This is a genomic window from Peribacillus sp. NPDC096379 (assembly GCF_044762875.1).
Classification (GTDB): Bacteria; Bacillota; Bacilli; order Bacillales; family DSM-1321; genus Peribacillus.
In genome coordinates this window covers 1,810,168-1,827,476 of sequence record NZ_JBIWFD010000001.1, presented here as the reverse complement: position 1 = coordinate 1,827,476, position 17,309 = coordinate 1,810,168, and the positions used below count along the sequence as shown (strand labels likewise).

The following is a 17,309-nucleotide window of genomic DNA, read 5'->3' as shown; positions in this document are numbered from 1 at the left end:
TACCATAAAAACGGGGAGGCTGTTAAAGCCCTTACATAATAAAATGAAAGCAAGCGCTTTCTTGAATAGCAGTGAAAATGACTAAAAGGGGGAAAGGAATTATTTAAAAGGAATCGTTGTTTTAGACAAGAACAGCATTTATTACATTAAAAGGAGAAACAAATATGAACAGTGCGTTAAAACAAGAAAAGAATACTTCTAGCAGTACCGCTCATGTGAAGGTTGGATTTAAAGAAAAGATTGGGTTTGCGATGGGGGATGTGGGGATTTCTATCCTATGGGCAACTGTAGGTGCCTTTATCACTTACTTTTATACCGATAAAATTGGAATATCTGCATTAGTAGTAGGAAATATCATGTTTATTGTTCGATTACTTGATGCGTTTTCTGATTTAGGCATGGGTATTGTTGTAGATAAAACTAATACTAAAGACGGTAAGGGTCGAACATGGTTACTAAGACTATGTATTCCTTATGCCCTATTAGGATTAGCAGTGTTTACTTTTCCTAATTTAGGACCAACAGGAACTATTTGGTATGCGGGAATAACTTTTCTATTGTTTAACATTGCATATTCAGGGGTTTCTATACCCTTAAATGTAATGAATTCTACTATCTCACAGGATCCGTTTGAAAGATCAATGTTAACTGTTTTTAGAACTTTCTTTGGTTTAACAACAGTTATGGTTATTTCTATCTTTATCATGCCACTTGCAAATTCTATGGGTGGAGACAAATTTGCTTGGATAAAGTTGATAGGGATTCTAAGTATTGTTTCGCCAATACTTATCTTTGTTTCTTATAAAAGTACTAAAGAAAGAGTTGTACCCTCTGTTGTAACGAAGGAAATCCCATTAAAACAGGGAATTATTGCACTATTTCGTAATAAATATTGGTTTATTATGTTATTAGTGAACGTTTGTAATGCCGCTTTTCTAGCTCTACTATTAGGATTAAGTGCATATTACGCTCAAAATGTCTTACACAATATGGGACTTGTAGGTCTTTTAGCAACGGGGGCAATGTTACCAACAATAATCGGCATGTTTTTCATGTCTCCATTAATTAAACATTTTGGTAACCGTAATACCGCCATCATTGGGACAATTGTCCAAATTGTCGGAGGGGCAATCATGATGATAAATCCTACGAGTATTCCTATACTTATGATTGGTATGTGTATACGGAGTCTAGGAACCGCTGCATCAATAGCTCCAGCCGTATCAATGCTTGCAGAAACTGTTGAGTATGGGGAATGGAAAACCGGTATAAGAACAGATGGTTTGATTTTTAGCGCAGCAAGTGTTGGAGGTAAAATAGGTTCTAGCCTAGGCGCTGGATTGATAGGCTGGATACTAGGGTTTGCTGGGTATGTAGCTGGCGGTGGGGCTCAACACAGTGGTGTGATTACCTCAATCAAAATGATGTACATCCATATACCAATGGGAATTTCACTAATTATGTTAGTTTTTCTAATTATGTTTAATCTTGAGAAAAAGAGACCAATGATTTTCGCTGAGTTAGAAGCATTACGGGAGCAAAAACAATAGAAAAGTCACATGTTAGATAATGTATTATGGGAGGAATTGATTTATATGATAAGAAAAACATATAAAATAGTAGATGAAAATGGATTTCACGCACGACCTGCCAATGATTTAGTAATGGCAGCTAATAGATTTTTAGATACCGAAATTTTTGCAGAGGTAAGAAATAGAAAAGCAACCTTACATTCAATTCTGGGTGTCTTATCTTTACATGTGCAATTTGGGGATCAATTTACGATTATTGCTAATGGTGAACAGGAAGTTGAAGCTACTCGAGCGTTAGAAGAAGCAATTTTTAATCTTAAAATTGGTGAATTAATGGAATAGAAGTTGTAAAACAGCCAAGCCGACATGGTTTGGCTGTTTTAATTCTTTATTTCTAATCTATCAATAAAGAAATAAATAAGAATAAAAAACGCCCTTATTTAGGATAAATGAGGGAAGGAGTCGTAAACTATTTTATACTAAAATGGAAGAAAACGTTTCCCGAAAATGTCTTTATCAATAAATAATAGAAGTACAATTTGTAGGCAGAAAAATAAGGCTTTTATAAAAGTGTATTAGTTAAAAAGAGAGGGAACAGATTATGTTAACAAAGCGATTAAAAGAAACAAAGACAACGATTAACAGATTGAAGACCGAATATTTGAAAAATCCTGTCGGTATTGATATTAAATCCCCACGGTTTAGTTGGAACATGGTTTCTGAAGACAAAGGTGCTAGACAGACTGCATATAGGATTCTTGTTTCTAAAACTTCTCAGGATCTTATTGATGGAATATATACCTGGGATACAAAGAAGATGGATTCCGATCTCGCTATAGGTATTGCTTATCAGGGAGTAAAGTTGGAGCCCTCCACTCGCTATTACTGGAAGGTTACAATTTGGGACCACAAAGGTCGATCAATTGATTCTAATATTGCTTTCTTCGAAACAGGTTTGATGAGTTCAGATGGAATGACCAATTGGGGAGGAGCCCGATGGATTACAAAGCCTGGTCAAGAGGAAGTTCCGGCTAAATCAGACCGTAAATTGCTCAAAACCTACGATATATCAACTAATGTAAGAATTATTAATCACTCGGCGGGACTTATATTTTCATATTCAGATAATGAATTCATGCTTGTTCGTATAGAACCTTCTACGATTGAGGGATCTCTTTACCAAATGGGGTTGTATCATGGCACACCTTATGGGATTGAACCATATACGTATTTGGAGGGTGAACAGTATACAGACAATAGAGGTCTTGTAAGAGTTCAACCTGTAGAACTTTCTAATTTTAATCCGGAAATTTTCCATTCTATAAAAATATGTGTTAGAGAAGGTTCACCCGTATGCAATATTCCTGGTAGAATTGAAATTTTTATGGACGGCGGGTTAACACCGATCCTTAGTACTAGTGTTGCTCGATATGGGGGTTCGCTTAAAGGAGGGAGTATTGGTTTTTACAATCCTAATTCTAGTGCGGAATATAGCTCCATTAAGATCGAGCAACCTGAAATAGAAAAAGTAAATATCTTTGGTCCGCCGACCCAGTTATCATATATTACTCTTGCTGATTTTAGATTGGATGGGGAGTCAGAAACATTTGTCAAGATAGGATCTGATGTACATGCGGAGGTAAAGATTTTAAATCAATCAATCACCTTAACGGATGAAATTGTAATAGAAGGACCTACTCCGGGTGCTCCAATGTTTCGGAAAGATTTTAGGGTATCTAAGCAAGTGAAACAGGCAAGATTGTATTCCACCGGTGGAGGGGTAACTGAATTCTATATAAATGGTAGCATGGTGGGAGATGACTATTTCGCTCCGGGATATACCGATTACAGTATGACCTATGCTTATCAGACTTACGATGTAACGGCCTTGTTAAACAGTATGCAGGATAATACGATTGGGGTCATGCTTGGTAATGGATGGTATTCAGGTAGTGAGGATGTTCATTATAAACCCTATGGTACACAGCCCAAAGTAATGGCTAGACTAGCAGTTCAATATACCGATGGAGCAATAGAAAACATCGTCACCGATGAATCATGGCAATATTATGGGCTAGGACCTATTACACGAAACGTAACGATGGATGGGGTTACACATGACGCAAGACGTGAAGAAGCTATTGAAGGTTGGTCTACTGCCTCCTTTTTAGATGAAAAATGGAAGAAGAATGCTAGCCTGCTACCTGCACCAAGTAATGATATTTATGGAGTCAAGGTTATTTCTGATAACGCATCTCTTCCACGTCAAATTGATACACTTACGCCTATAGGTCTTACTCCAAATCCAGCTGATTCAACCAGGACCATCATTGACTTTGGTCAAAATATGGTAGGAAATATAAAACTTACGTTACGTGGAGGAATAAAAGGCCAAGTAGTTTGCATTCGTTTCGCCGAAATGTTAAACGATGTCACTGGGTTCCGAACAGGCGATGGACCAAAAGGAACACTCTATACTGAAAACTACCGTACAGCTAAATCTACCGATTACTTTATTCTTTCTGGCAAAGCGGAAGAAGTATTTTCGCCAAGATTTACCTTTCACGGTTTTCGATATGTAGAAATAACCGGTTATCCTGGTAAGCTTCAAGCTGAAGATATCCTCGGCATTGTCATTAGCTCGGCTACTGAGGAAACGTTCTTTTTTGAATGTTCAAATCCAGAAGTAAATCGTTTACAAAGAAATATTGAATGGGGAATGAAGGGGAATTTCTTTAGTGTACCCACTGATTGCCCACAACGTGATGAAAGAATGGGATGGACAGGAGATGCGCAGCTGTTTGCAAGGACTGCGGTTTTCTCTATGGATGTACAGATGTTTTTAAAAAAATGGATGGTAGATTTAAATGACACTTTACAAAAATTAGGATTTTATACAGGGTTATATGCACCATTTAATTCTGAATTTGCCAATTCATTCTCAGGATGGTGGACTGCTTGGTCAGATGTAGGGATCGAATTGCCATTCCAAATTTGGCAGGTTTATGGAGATACACGTTTGATTGAGGAGAATTTCGAAAACCTTAAAACATATATGAACTATGTGTCAACCAGGACTATTCCACAGGGTTATCTTATTGACCCTCGTCCTTTTGTGGGGGTGGGCGATCATGTAAGCTTGGTCCCTACATCCGTTCAACTTGTTGCAACTGCTTACTACGCATATACAGCCCAGCTAATGTATTTAATGGCTAAGGGGATTAGCAGGTATGAGGATGCAGCGCATTTTGAACAGTTGTATAAAAAGATTAAATCAGCCTTTTGTGAAACTTTTTTGCAAGAGGACGGCACTATCCTACTGAACGAAGAAAGGGCTGAGTTTGATACACAGACCGCTTATGCCTTAGCTCTTAATTTTAATTTGCTGCCGGAAGACAAGATTTCCGATGCATCTCAGCGTTTAGTTGAACTAGGCTACGATTTTCATACAGATGGTTCTCTTGCTATGACAACCGGTTTCCTAGGGACACGTGATTTATGTCCGGCATTATCCAAATCAGGTAAACATGAAGCTGCCTATGATCTTATTTTAAATAAGTCCTATCCATCCTGGCTCTATACGGTTGAACAAGGTGCAACCACCATGTGGGAACGCTGGAATTCCTACACCTTGGAAAACGGATTTGGTGATGTAAGTATGAACTCCTTTAACCATTATGCATTTGGTGCAGTAGGAGAATGGTTGTATAACTATATGCTTGGGATTCAGACGGATTCGAGTTCACCAGGATTCAAGCATTTTATTTTACAACCAACCATAGATCCCAAAGCCGGAACAAGCTCAGATCGTATTACTTGGGCAAAGGGAGAGTTTCAATCAGTACATGGTCTAATTAAAAGCCATTGGTCAGTGGAGGACAATCAGATAACGTTCAGGATATCTGTTCCTGCCAATACAACCGCTAGTGTGAAGCTTCAGGGAGCCTTTCTGAATGATATTTTAGAAAGTGGATTACCGGTTCTGGAAGTGGAGGGTATTTCCAGTCACCAAGAAGTAATTAATGGGGTAGTTTTGGAAGTTATAGCAGGGAACTATGAATTCTCCTATTTGCGAAGGTAGGGAAGTACAGAAAAGTTACTAAAAGAACTGTTCTAATTATTGGAGGGACGGTATACTTAGCTGAATTTTTATACATTCCTTGTAACTCGGATTTACTTCAGACCATTCAAAATGGAAGGAAAGATAGTATGAATAAAAATATTTCTTTATGGCTAGGTATACAAGATGAATTGGGAGAAGGAAAAAAAGAAAGTCCAAGTTTGACTCCCTACCTGCTCGATGGGAACGGTCCATACCCAGTGATGATTGTGATGCCTGGTGGAGGGTATCATTCACGTTCTTATCATGAAGGAGAACTTGTTGCTCAATGGCTGAACGGAATTGGCGTTTCCGCATACGTTTTGAACTATCAAGTGGCACCTGCTGAGTATCCTGCCCAATTTATAGAGGCTTAGAGAGCCATTCGCTTGATTAGACATCGAGCGTCAGAATGGAAGCTCGATGCAAAGCGCGTTGGCGTAATGGGCTTTTCTGCCGGAGGACATCTTGCTTCCACAGTTGGAACCCACTTTGATGATGGAGAACCCAGTGCCAATGATCCGATTGACCGTTGGAGTTGCCGCCCGAACATAATGGTGCTTGGTTATCCGGTTATCACCTTGGGAAGATTCACTCATAACGGAAGCAAAGCTGCATTACTTGGAATAAGGCAAGATGACGAGGAGCTTATTTCATTTTTATCGGATGAAACACAGATTTCAGAGGATACTCCAGCTACTTTTATTTGGCATACAAGAGATGACCGTGCGGTTCCGGTTGAGAATAGTATTTTATTCGCGGAAGGACTCCGAAAATTTGAGGTCCCATATGCATTTCATATTTTTGAGTCTGGTTCTCATGGAATGGGATTAGCAAAAGGGCATCGAGAAGCAGAAGTGTGGCCTGCCCTTTGTGAAGCTTGGCTCAAGAGTAGATGTTTTCTCTCTAGCCAACCACACTACTCGGGGTACAGCACGATTGACGAGTTATTTAGTAATGAAAGAACGAAGAGGATCATTCAGAAGTATCTTCCAGAATTGGAGTTTCACCCATTTTTTGAATACCTAAAAGCATCGCCATTATTAACGATAACAAGCTTTCCTGAATACTCCCTTCCATCTGAGAAACTTGATACACTTCTCGAAGAGCTAGCTTCTATTGAACAAAATGGTTGAAGAAATAGTTGTTTTCAAGTTATAGAGGCAATCGAAGCAAGGTTCTTAACCTATTTTATTTTTAATAACCTGGGAGGTAACAGAGAAAATGAATGAGCAAACAATTTCTTTCATTGAATTTATGAAAAAAAATAAGTCAAAAATGATTTCTTCTTCACTCGAAGAAAGACGTGAGGCCATTCAGTTCTTGGGTGATAGAATTCAAATTCCAGTAAATATTGAGGTCACTGAAGAGACAATAGGTGAAGTGAATTGTGAGTGGATTTCTTTGAAAGATGCCTCATCTGATAGTGTGGTCATTAATATTCATGGTGGAGCGTATGTCATGGGATCGGCCTATGCTGCACGTGGAACTGCCATCACCCTGGCAACCCTTTCACGATCAAGAGTAATATCAATTGATTATAGATTAGCCCCAGAAAACCCATTTCCTGCGGCTCTAGACGATGTTTTAGCCGTATACCGTGCTCTATTAGATAAAGGAATTTCTTCATCGAAGATAGTCCTGTACGGAGAATCAGCGGGGGGTGGGCTGGTTCTAGCGGTAATCTTGATGCTAAGAGACTTTGGAAAAGATCAACCTGCTGCTGTTATCTGCTCCTCACCGTGGGCTGACTTAACAAATAGTGGTGGAAGCCATACTTGGGAAATCGAAAATAAGGATTTTACTTTGACCACGGAGGACTTAAATGGACAGGCGTTCATGTACGCAGGGGGAGAAAGTCTTACCAATCCGTACATTTCCCCGATATTCGCTGATTTCAGTAACGTTCCACCTTTGTTGATTTACGCTGGAACGAATGAAATCCTTTTGAATGATTCCATCTCACTAGCAGAAAGAGCTACACAGGCCGGTGTAGAGGTGACGATTAGAGTAGTGGATAATATGCCTCATTGTTTTACTGCCATGACTGGCCTTTTTGAAGAAGCAGATCAGGCGATGACAGAAATAGCCGAATTTATTATAAGAAAAAAAAATCTTTATGATTGGATGAATAATCGATGAGTAAACAAGCAGTAATATTCGATCTCGACGGAGTAATTGTTTCTACTGATGAATTTCATTACCTTGCCTGGAAGGAAATCAGTGATAAAGAGAACATCTATTTCGATAAAAGTATCAATGAAAGGCTTCGTGGAGTGAGTAGGATGGAAAGCCTAGAAATAATCTTGAAGAAAGCAAATAAGGTATATAGTACAGAGGAGAAAGAGCTCCTTACAAGTTGGAAGAATGAAGTGTACAGGAGGCTGCTTGACAATTTGAGCCCTGAGGATATTCTTCCAGGCGTACTCATTTTGTTGAAAGAATTACAAGAGCAAAATGTGAGAATTGCAATAGGTTCTTCTAGTAAAAATGCTCGTTTTATCCTCGATAAAATCAAACTAGCCAATCATTTTGATGCTATTGCTGATGGGAACAGCATCCAAAAAAGTAAGCCGAATCCCGAGGTCTTTTTACTCGCTGCAAGACAGTTAGGAATTGACCCACATGCGTGTGTAGTTGTAGAGGATGCAGAGGCAGGGATTGATGCAGGTTTGACAGCAGGTATGAAAACCGTGGGAGTTGGTTCCGCATCCTTATATTCCAAGGCCCATATTAGAGTAGAAGACTTAGTAAATTTGAATATCTTAAAAATGTTAGAAGATTAATAGGGAGTGAACAAAGAAATGGTAGACACACAGGAACAAGTGATATCTAATAGTTTGAATAATCTACGAAAAAAACCATTTAATTTAAATGATGAAGATATACAGTGGGTAGAAAAATCAATAGCCGATATGTCGTTTGAAGAGAAGGTCGGACAGTTATTTTGTCTTGTAGCTTTTACTGATGACACTAACATTTTAAAGGGGATGGTTGCTACTAAACCAGGTGGTGTCATGTTGCGTCCAATGTCCACAAAATCAGCGGTGGAAACAGTTCGTCTTTTTCAAGAAAACTCTAAAATTCCTATGTTGATTTCTGCAAATTTGGAGGCTGGCGGCAATGGCTTCGTAAAAGAAGGAACAAAAATCGGTTCTCCCATGCAAATCGCTGCAACGAATGATGAAAAGATGGCTTATAAACTAGGAGTTGTATGCGGAAGGGAAGGATCTTCAGTTGGTGCCAACTGGGCGTTTGCACCCATTATTGATATTGACTATAATTTTCGCAATCCAATAACCAATACACGTACGTTCGGATCAGAGCCTGAGAGAGTACGCCAAATGGGCATTAACTATGTAAAAGGGGTTCAAGAACACGGAGTGGCAGCTTCAATCAAGCATTTTCCAGGAGATGGCGTAGACGAGCTGGATCAGCATCTTGTCACTTCAATTAACGACCTTAGCTGTGAAGAATGGGATGCAACATTTGGTTCTGTTTATAAGGCATGTATTGATGAAGGTGCAATGACAGTTATGGTGGGACATATAATGCAGCCTGCTTACAGTCGTAAGTTAGCTCCAGAACTAAGTGATAAAGATCTATTACCGGCATCCTTATCTTATGAACTGACAACTAAGCTGTTAAAGGAGGAACTGGGATTCAATGGATTGGTCGTTACAGATGCCTCCACAATGGCAGGATTGACTATCCCGATGCCGAGGGAACAGGCAGTTCCCCAAGCAATCGCTGCCGGGTGTGACATGTTCCTCTTTACAAAAAACCTGCAAGAAGATTATAACTTCATGAGAGAAGGAATCGAAAAGGGAATCATTACCGAAGGAAGACTGTATGAAGCTCTATCGAAAATTCTTGGATTAAAGGCGGCACTTGGCCTGCATAAGAAAAAAGAAAACGGCAGCCTTTTACCAACGTTTGAAAAAGCTTTAGAGACAATCGGAGTAGAAGAGCATAAAGCATGGTCCATTGAATGTGCAGATAATTCTGTAACGTTAGTGAAAGAAGAAGAGAACGTATTGCCTCTTTCTTCGATTAAGCATAAAAGAGTATTACTTTACAGCATTGAAACAGGTGAGGGGTTTTTTCATTCCTCTTTTGATGCTGTCGGCACCTTTAAAGCTATGTTAGAAAAAGAAGGATTCGAAGTAAATCAATTTGATCCTAAGACAGGTTTTGAAGGAATGATGGCACCTAATAGTGTTATTTTAGATAATTATGACTTGATCATATATCTTGCCAATATGGCAACGAAAAGCAATCAGACTACCGTTCGAATCGAATGGGCCCAACCTTTGGGTATCAACGTCCCAATTTATATAACATCTATTCCAACCATTTTTATCTCAGTGGAGAACCCGTATCATCTTTTAGATGTACCTCGTGTGAAAACATTTATTAATGCCTATGCTTCGTCTGAGGTGGTTTTAGAGTTAATAGTTGAGAAACTCCTAGGAAGATCAGAATTCAAGGGGATCAATCCAATCGATCCTTTCTGCGGAAGATGGGATACTAAACTTTAGTCTTGTTAAAAAAATGGAGAACGGAAAGAATAGCAGGAAATAAAATTGTACAGTTGTCAGTTGTCAGTTGTCAGTTTCCAGTTGACAGCTGTATATTTTTGTTTAGATATTAATTAGAATGGTATTGTTATAGGATGGATATTTGGAAAAATTATAGCAACAAAAACTTCTTAATTAAATCATAAGAGGGAGGCTCTTATGATCTATCCATATGAAGAGGTACCTATGTTGATGCTAATGACAAGTTCATTACAAAAACGTTATTAAGGCTGTAAATCAAGGCTATATAAGATTAGAAACATGGCATTTGTCCCGATTCATGCCCAACGGCATAAAACAAATCTATGCTTTTCTCAAGACATTTGTAATTACACGGTCAACGGCAGAGAAAAGATACACAAAAACCTAAAAGCAATTAACAAAAACGTACTAAACTATGTCATGAAAAACTTCATTCCAAATCGAACGGTTGAGTATAACGATAATCGCATTAGTAGATTCATTGCCCAATGATGAATGAGGATATTACGTGGGCAAGGGGATATGTCAATAAAGAAGTCATTTTAGGCGTGTGTTCGGAAGACTTCTATGATGAGTCAGTGTTCATAAAACTAAGCCATTTTTATTCTCTGTGGTGGAGCCCTTTCGTTCATTATGACTAAAGGGAGCAATTGTTGAAAAAATTAATCCCAATTTCTCACGTATATACTGAGAGATTGGGATTTTTATTACTGTTTATTCTTAAAGTTGGATATATGCATTTTCCTGACGTTACCCCGATGAGATTTGAAAGTAATGACACATAATTATCATTTGTCTCTTCCGCAACTGCCTCCAGCTATCGCTTACGGACAAAGGATCCAGAGCCCAGCGTTTCCTGTTCCTTTTGGCTCGAGGGTCCCCAGGACTATGTGATTCCAAGTCGCTACCGGCTCGCTTGTACCTCGCTCAAACAATTGCGCCTATCGGCAAGAAATCCTATCACATAGCCCAACCCAATCCAAAAGACTACGGGTCGCCAGTTATAGGAGGGGAATAGATATGGGAGAAGGACAAGTCTTTAATCGAGATTCATTTCTAAATACAGTTGCAGAAAAATTAAAATGACCAAGAAAAACGAATGTCACGAAGCCTGCGTGGACTACTCCCCCTCAGTTCGATGTACTAAAAGATGTAACTCAAGATGAACTAGTAGAAGTATTGAAAAAGCACTGTGAGGTTATTCATACTCAGTTTATTGAAACGAGTTCAGATGAGCTTTCACAGCAAATATGTCATGTCTTTAAACAGTATGAGGTTGGTAGTGTTGTAACTTGGAAAGATGAGCGCTATAAAGAGTTTGGATTGGAACAGGATTTATTAATAAATGAGGATATCGATGTCCACATTGGGATAACCTTCAGTGATATCACCCTTGCTGAATCAGGTACAGTCGTGTTATTTAGTAATGAAAACAAGGGAAGATCTGTAAGCTTATTACCTAAAACATATATCGCGATTGTGCCAAACAGTACGCTTGTATCAAGAATGACTCAAGCTGTATCAATCATCAATAAACAAGTCCAAGAAGGGAAAAAATTTTCATCTTGTTATGATTTCATTACTGGTCCAAGTAATATTACAGACATTGAACTGAACTTAAGCGTTGGAGTTCATTGACCAATTAGAACAACTTATATTCTTGTAAATGACAAATGAAAATTAATTCAAAAACAAACAAAAAACATATTCAAAAACAAACAAAGGTATTGTATAATGAAAAACAGATAATCAGATCATAAAACAAATAAACAAACAATTTAGAGGAGGAAACAAAAATGGTTCAAAGTTTATGGAATAAAGAGCAAGCTGCAACATTACCTCAAGGGGTAGAGGAATTAGTTTACCGCTCTAACCTAATCGGTACAGATCGCGCAGTATGTAACTGGGGTGGCGGAAATACATCAATGAAAACAATTGAAAAGGATTTCCGTGGCCGTGACGTAGAAGTTATGTGGGTGAAAGGTAGCGGGTCAGATTTAGCAACAATGAAAGCTCATAACTTTACAGGCTTAAAAATGGAAGACATACGCCCGTTAATCGAGCGTGATGAAATGCCTGACGAACAAATGGTTGCTTACCTAGCATACTGCATGATCGACAGCAAGCACCCTCGAGCATCAATTGAAACACTTTTACATGCATTCTTACCTTTTAAACATGTTGACCACACACATCCTGATGCGATTATTAGCGTTTGCTGTGCAAATAATGGCCGACAAATTGCAGAAGAAATTTACGGGGACCGCTTCGTATGGGTACCATATGTACGCCCAGGATTTACATTATCAAAAATGATCGCTGAAGGTGTGAAAAATAATCCGAATGCAGAGCTAGTTCTAATGGAAAAACATGGTCTAGTTGTTTGGGGAGAAACAGCAGAAGAAAGCTATGAAAAAACAATTTCAATTATCAATGAAGCAGAACAATATATTCAAGCTAGAGTTGTAGAGGAAAACGTATTTGGCGGACAAAAATACGAATCACTTTCAGAAGAAGACCGCAAAAATGTTTTAGCACAAGTAATGCCAGTTATCCGCGGTGCTGTTAGTGACGAAAAGAAAATGTTATTAACATATGACGATGCTGAAGATGTCCTGCAATTTGTAAACAGCAACAATGCACCAGAACTATCACAAGTTGGAGCTGGATGCCCTGACCATTTAGTTCACACAAAGATGACACCATTATACATCGAGTGGAATCCACAAACAGAGGATGTTGCTAGCTTAGTAGAAAAAGTAAAAGCTGGTATTAAAGGCTTTAAAGAAGAGTACAAAGCATATTTTGAAAAAAATAAAAACGAAGGTGATCAAATTTCTGAAGCAGCTCCACGTGTTATTTTAATCCCAGGAATCGGTATGGTTAACACTGGGAAGAATGTTGCGAATGCAAACGTGAGTGGCGCATTATACCACCGTGCAATTGCAGTTATGAAAGGGTCTACTACTTTAGGAAGCTTCGTTTCTCTGAACGAAAATGAATCTTTTAATGTTGAATATTGGCCACTAGAGCTTTACAAATTATCATTAGCTCCTGCAGAAGCTGAATTTTCAAGACAAGTAGCATTTGTAACTGGTGGTGCAGGTGGAATCGGAAGTGAAACTTGCCGTCAATTTGTTACAGAAGGTGCACATGTTGTCATAGCTGACCTTAACTTTGAAGGTGCGGAAAAGGTTGCAGCAGAAATTAATGAACAATACGGCGAAGGTCGTGCAATTGCTGTGAAAATGGATGTAACTAGTGAAGAAGCAGTTCAAGCAGCCTTTGTACAAACTGCGTTATCTTACGGTGGTGTAGACATAATCGTAAACAACGCAGGTCTTGCTACATCAAGTCCATTTGATGAAACTTCTTTAAAAGAATGGAACCTTAACATGAATGTACTTGGAACAGGATATTTCTTAGTTGCTCGTGAAGCCTTTAAACAAATGAAATCGCAAGGCGTTGGTGGAAACATGGTATTCATTGGCTCTAAAAACTCTGTATATGCTGGTAAAAATGCAGCAGCTTACAGCTCTGTTAAAGCTATGGAGACTCACCTTGCAAGATGTATTGCAGCAGAAGGTGGAGAATTCGGAATTCGCGTAAACTCTGTACTTCCAGACGCAGTACTTCAAGGATCAGCAATTTGGGGATCAAGATGGAGAGAAGAACGTGCAGTAGCGTACGGAATTCAGCCAGACCAATTAGAAGATCACTATCGTAAACGTACGACTTTATTAGTAAACATCTATCCAAAAGATATCGCACAATCGATTTTATTTTTTGCTTCTTCAAAATCAGATAGAACTACAGGATGTATGCTAACAGTTGACGGTGGAGTACCGGCAGCATTTACTAGATAATAACAAAAGCGAAAGCGCCCGTTTAGCGACATATAAGGAGTATAAAGATCACTTCTGCTTTAGCACTGGAGCTGGATGCCGAGGCACTAAAATCAGATTTCAAGAAATTAATAAATTCCTAGTAAGTAACTAAAAGATCAAGGCGTAATAGGTTAAAATGCTATTACACCTTGATCTATAATTAAGAGATGAAAATGAATATAACCAAAAATGTGAAAATGATTTACTTAGGACGTTGACAAGGGGCTATGCGTTAATTGTGTACTATGTCATAATATTTATTTAGAGCCTACAAGCGTAAGAAATAACTTTTAGCACGTAAGCTCAAATCTCATAATATAATTTCCTCATTGTGAGTAACTGGGAGGGTATGAATACAGATGCTTGTGGCAGAAAGACATCGTAAAATTGTTGAAGTTGTAAATGAAAAACTAAGTGTAAGAGTAACTGAGTTAAGTAAGACATTTAAAGTAACCGAAGAAACGATTAGACGTGATCTCGAGAAATTAGAAAAAGAGAATTTACTGCGCCGAAGCCATGGTGGTGCAGTTAGTATTCAAGATGAGCAATCAGAGGTTTCTTATACAGAAAGAGAAACAACAAACTCGCTGGAAAAGAAATCTATTGCAATAGAAGCGGTAAAACTCATTCAACCTGGTGAGCAAATTGTTTTAGATGCAAGTACAACTGCATGGTATATGGCAAAGGCAATGCCTGATGTACCATTAACTGTTATCACTAACTCAATAAAAGTGGCAGTTGAACTCAGTAAAAAAGAGCAGGTAAAAGTAATATCAACAGGAGGCATACTTCTACCAAAATCATTATCATATGTTGGTCCTTTAGCAGAAAGATCACTAAACATGTATCATGTGAACAAAGCGTTTATTTCCTGTAAAGGAGTACACATTGAAGGTGGATTAAGTGACTCAAATGAATGGCAGGCACTACTGAAAAGACAAATGATGTTAATATCTGATCAAACCATTCTAATGGCTGATTCTACTAAGTTTGGTGTTCGTACCTTTGCTCATATTACTGAAATCGGGCAAGTTGGTTGTGTACTTACAGATTCCAATATCGATGAAGCCTATAGTAGGGCATTAGAGGAGAAAGGTGTAAAAATCCGAATTGTTGGGGTTAATCAGTAAAAGAGGATGACTCAATGAATGGCAGCAGGAAGTTACACAGACACTAGCAGAATTGAGTTGCCTGGTAAGCCTTATTTGGGATTAAGAATTACAAAAAACAGTTAAAGATAAAGGGTAATTAGGGGATTTTGTATGATATTTATAGAGATTGATGAATTAGATTACAGGATCAATCAACTGAAAAAAGAATTGATTCTGATTGCTGAAGCAACTGGCTTAAATAGCCATGAGACCATTTGTTGCAGCCAGAAAATAGACCAACTTATCACGATTTATCAAAAACTTTCTTATGAAAAAATAGAAATATGTTGTTGAATGACAATAAAGTCGTTTGAATATTAACATTTTAACCAATTTTATTACCATTATTTTCGAAATTTATCTTCTTGTTATGTTCGAAATTAACCAACTTATTTTTTGTTTGATCTAAATTTAGAACGATTTTATGCGAGTTTGACACTTCAAAATTAAATGACTTTATTGTTACTGCACATTAAATAGATAACGAGAAAGTAGGGGGTATATTTTAGCCCTACATGACCTGTTGAATGACTACAGGTTACGCTGGATTTTTATCGACGGTTATGACACGAGGCTTCGAAACATGAAAAGAACGTAAAGCTTTCTTGAAGAAGCACTTTGCAGCCTTTTGCTCTCTTGTTTTGCTTAGGTAAAAGTCAATGGTGTTTCCTTCAGAATCCACTGCACGATACAGATACATCCATTGTCCTTTTACTTTGATATACGTTTCGTCCACTCTCCATGAATCATTTGTACGTTTTAGATGACGGCGAAGTCGCTTGTCTAATTCAGGACTATACTGATGAAACCAACGCATAATGGTCGTGTGAGCCATCGATAATCCTCGTTCCTCCATCATTTCCACAAGATTACGAAAGCTCAAGTTGTATTGTAGGTACCATCTGACAGTAAGAAGAATAATATCGGGTTGATAATGTTTCCACTTGAATAAATTTTGCTTTTCCATACTGAATACCATCCCTTTTCTAGATTGATAGTATCAGTATGTCCAAGATTTAGAGATTCATTGCAATGATCTTGCAGTTTTTGCACCAGAACCGTTTTTCGCACCACAATCCTGTTTCATTAATGGCCATTCTTGATACCCTTCTCACCTTTATTGTTCTACTTATATTTGGACAAATGTTCTAGTTTTCAAGAGTTTAGTCATGTAAAGATTATTTTAGGTATTTGTAAATTAAATTACCTTCTCGTTAATGAGGTTTTTTTAATAGCTTAGAGGAAGGTGGTCGTCAATGTCGGTTATTTCTGAATCGCAAGTAAATGACAAAATTATCATTATAGAGCCTTTTACTACTTGTAGAGATGGTATTGAATTTAATTGGGAGGAAGCCAGAGATTTTAAGATTGGTGAATCTGTTTATTATTTGGATGGATTTAAAGACCCTGATTCTCCATTCTCACAAGACCATCTTTCTTGGATGACACGTTTTAAAACAGGGGAAGGACAAGTATTTACAGCTACCCAACATTACTTTGTGACTAATGAAGCTTGGAATAGCCTAAAGAGTTTCTTTGAGAACCAATTTGGATTGAGAGTAGAATAACTCTTTTATTAAACTAACATGTGCGATTGCCGACTAGAGTGCAATCGCTATTTCCTATTGAACTAAAGGAGCAGGTTAGTTCTATAAGAAAATGTTAAATTAGAGAGTAGAAGGTGATGAGGATAGTAAGTAATTACAGTTGATAATAGGGGATGTTTATATGAATTGGAACTGGAATGAAACCACTATAGATTTTCCATTCTCGTCCGAAAACTTAAAGAACTTGTTAAATAGCGTTTGTAGAAAAGAAAACAGATTTTCACAATTTGAGTTTATTAAGTGGTGTGATAACCTCACAATGGCTTTTGAGGAAGATGAGGCTGAAGCATCTAATGAACTTGATGAAATAGCTTTTGGGATAGCACGAGATATTGAATGTCAATGGGATTTATTTTTGGTAAATTCTTACTCATTAAAAGAATTGCAGAACTTAGACCTCTCAAAAGTAAAGTTACCTCAAGATTGGTTTAAAGAGTGGTTAAAGCAATTAAACGAGGAATAAAAGGTAAC

Annotated in this window: 14 protein-coding genes and 2 pseudogenes; 15 read left to right on the top strand and 1 reads right to left on the bottom strand. The window is 38.0% G+C overall.

The features are described 5' to 3' along the window. The first annotated feature begins 164 nt into the window (after positions 1–164). The 13 genes and pseudogenes from ACIQZI_RS08690 to ACIQZI_RS08635 all read left to right on the top strand — a co-directional run bounded on the left by ACIQZI_RS08690 (position 165) and on the right by ACIQZI_RS08635 (position 15,525). A complete protein-coding gene (locus tag ACIQZI_RS08690; RefSeq protein ID WP_403071719.1) occupies positions 165–1,550 on the top strand; it encodes an MFS transporter in 1,386 nt (461 codons plus the stop codon). 48 nt (positions 1,551–1,598) lie between these two features. Beyond that, positions 1,599–1,874 (top strand): HPr family phosphocarrier protein, encoded by a 276-nt coding sequence (locus tag ACIQZI_RS08685; protein WP_403072172.1) that lies wholly within the window; start codon positions 1,599–1,601, stop codon positions 1,872–1,874. Positions 1,875–2,133: 259 nt separating this feature from the next. Beyond that, positions 2,134–5,613: an alpha-L-rhamnosidase gene (locus tag ACIQZI_RS08680; protein WP_403071716.1), complete on the top strand. Its 3,480-nt coding sequence runs from the start codon at positions 2,134–2,136 to the stop codon at positions 5,611–5,613. 128 nt (positions 5,614–5,741) lie between these two features. Continuing rightward, positions 5,742–6,008 (top strand): alpha/beta hydrolase family protein, encoded by a 267-nt coding sequence (locus ACIQZI_RS08675; RefSeq protein ID WP_403071713.1) that lies wholly within the window; start codon positions 5,742–5,744, stop codon positions 6,006–6,008. A gap of 12 nt (positions 6,009–6,020) precedes the next feature. After that, on the top strand, positions 6,021–6,767 hold the full coding sequence (locus ACIQZI_RS08670; protein WP_403071710.1) for an alpha/beta hydrolase: 747 nt from the start codon (positions 6,021–6,023) through the stop codon (positions 6,765–6,767). Between the two features lie 88 nt (positions 6,768–6,855). Next, on the top strand, positions 6,856–7,773 hold the full coding sequence (locus tag ACIQZI_RS08665; protein ID WP_403071707.1) for an alpha/beta hydrolase: 918 nt from the start codon (positions 6,856–6,858) through the stop codon (positions 7,771–7,773). Beyond that, positions 7,770–8,417, top strand: coding sequence for a beta-phosphoglucomutase (gene pgmB / locus ACIQZI_RS08660; protein ID WP_403071704.1), 648 nt, complete (start codon positions 7,770–7,772; stop codon positions 8,415–8,417). Before ACIQZI_RS08665 ends, pgmB begins: the two co-directional genes overlap by 4 nt. Positions 8,418–8,435: 18 nt before the next feature. Beyond that, positions 8,436–10,172, top strand: coding sequence for a glycoside hydrolase family 3 N-terminal domain-containing protein (locus ACIQZI_RS08655; RefSeq protein WP_403071701.1), 1,737 nt, complete (start codon positions 8,436–8,438; stop codon positions 10,170–10,172). 237 nt (positions 10,173–10,409) lie between these two features. Next, positions 10,410–10,682, top strand: a pseudogene (locus ACIQZI_RS24290) (group II intron reverse transcriptase/maturase); the annotation flags it as partial. A 690-nt stretch (positions 10,683–11,372) separates the two neighbouring features. After that, positions 11,373–11,831, top strand: coding sequence for a LutC/YkgG family protein (locus ACIQZI_RS08650; protein WP_403071698.1), 459 nt, complete (start codon positions 11,373–11,375; stop codon positions 11,829–11,831). A 158-nt stretch (positions 11,832–11,989) separates the two neighbouring features. Then, entirely contained in the window at positions 11,990–14,059 is a 2,070-nt protein-coding gene (locus ACIQZI_RS08645) for a bifunctional aldolase/short-chain dehydrogenase (protein WP_403071695.1), read from the top strand. A 380-nt stretch (positions 14,060–14,439) separates the two neighbouring features. Beyond that, complete coding sequence (locus tag ACIQZI_RS08640) at positions 14,440–15,210, top strand: DeoR/GlpR family DNA-binding transcription regulator (RefSeq protein ID WP_403071690.1); 771 nt, start codon at positions 14,440–14,442, stop codon at positions 15,208–15,210. Between the two features lie 132 nt (positions 15,211–15,342). Continuing rightward, a complete protein-coding gene (locus ACIQZI_RS08635) occupies positions 15,343–15,525 on the top strand; it encodes a Spo0E family sporulation regulatory protein-aspartic acid phosphatase (RefSeq protein WP_403071687.1) in 183 nt (60 codons plus the stop codon). A 247-nt stretch (positions 15,526–15,772) separates the two neighbouring features. On the opposite strand, the pseudogene ACIQZI_RS08630 reads toward ACIQZI_RS08635, so the two are convergent. After that, positions 15,773–16,198: pseudogene (locus ACIQZI_RS08630) on the bottom strand (IS6 family transposase); the annotation flags it as partial. Positions 16,199–16,487: 289 nt separating this feature from the next. Here ACIQZI_RS08630 and ACIQZI_RS08625 point away from each other — a divergent pair. Together ACIQZI_RS08625 and ACIQZI_RS08620 are read left to right on the top strand one after the other, a co-directional pair. Continuing rightward, entirely contained in the window at positions 16,488–16,799 is a 312-nt protein-coding gene (locus ACIQZI_RS08625; protein WP_403071684.1) for a hypothetical protein, read from the top strand. 160 nt (positions 16,800–16,959) lie between these two features. Continuing rightward, positions 16,960–17,301 carry a hypothetical protein gene (locus ACIQZI_RS08620; protein WP_403071681.1) on the top strand — a complete coding sequence of 114 codons (342 nt, stop codon included), beginning with the start codon at positions 16,960–16,962 and terminating at the stop codon, positions 17,299–17,301. Positions 17,302–17,309 lie beyond the last annotated feature (8 nt).

Bases quoted from the DNA above. Each gene is read 5' to 3' on its own strand.
- ACIQZI_RS08620 (WP_403071681.1), top strand. From the start codon at position 16,960: ATGAATTGGAACTGGAATGAAACCACTATAGATTTTCCATTCTCGTCC.
- ACIQZI_RS08665 (WP_403071707.1), top strand. From the start codon at position 6,856: ATGAATGAGCAAACAATTTCTTTCATTGAATTTATGAAAAAAAATAAG.
- ACIQZI_RS08645 (WP_403071695.1), top strand. From the start codon at position 11,990: ATGGTTCAAAGTTTATGGAATAAAGAGCAAGCTGCAACATTACCTCAA.
- ACIQZI_RS08625 (WP_403071684.1), top strand. From the start codon at position 16,488: ATGTCGGTTATTTCTGAATCGCAAGTAAATGACAAAATTATCATTATA.
- ACIQZI_RS08680 (WP_403071716.1), top strand. From the start codon at position 2,134: ATGTTAACAAAGCGATTAAAAGAAACAAAGACAACGATTAACAGATTG.
- ACIQZI_RS08640 (WP_403071690.1), top strand. From the start codon at position 14,440: ATGCTTGTGGCAGAAAGACATCGTAAAATTGTTGAAGTTGTAAATGAA.
- pgmB (WP_403071704.1), top strand. From the start codon at position 7,770: ATGAGTAAACAAGCAGTAATATTCGATCTCGACGGAGTAATTGTTTCT.
- ACIQZI_RS08690 (WP_403071719.1), top strand. From the start codon at position 165: ATGAACAGTGCGTTAAAACAAGAAAAGAATACTTCTAGCAGTACCGCT.
- ACIQZI_RS08655 (WP_403071701.1), top strand. From the start codon at position 8,436: ATGGTAGACACACAGGAACAAGTGATATCTAATAGTTTGAATAATCTA.
- ACIQZI_RS08675 (WP_403071713.1), top strand. From the start codon at position 5,742: ATGAATAAAAATATTTCTTTATGGCTAGGTATACAAGATGAATTGGGA.
- ACIQZI_RS08635 (WP_403071687.1), top strand. From the start codon at position 15,343: ATGATATTTATAGAGATTGATGAATTAGATTACAGGATCAATCAACTG.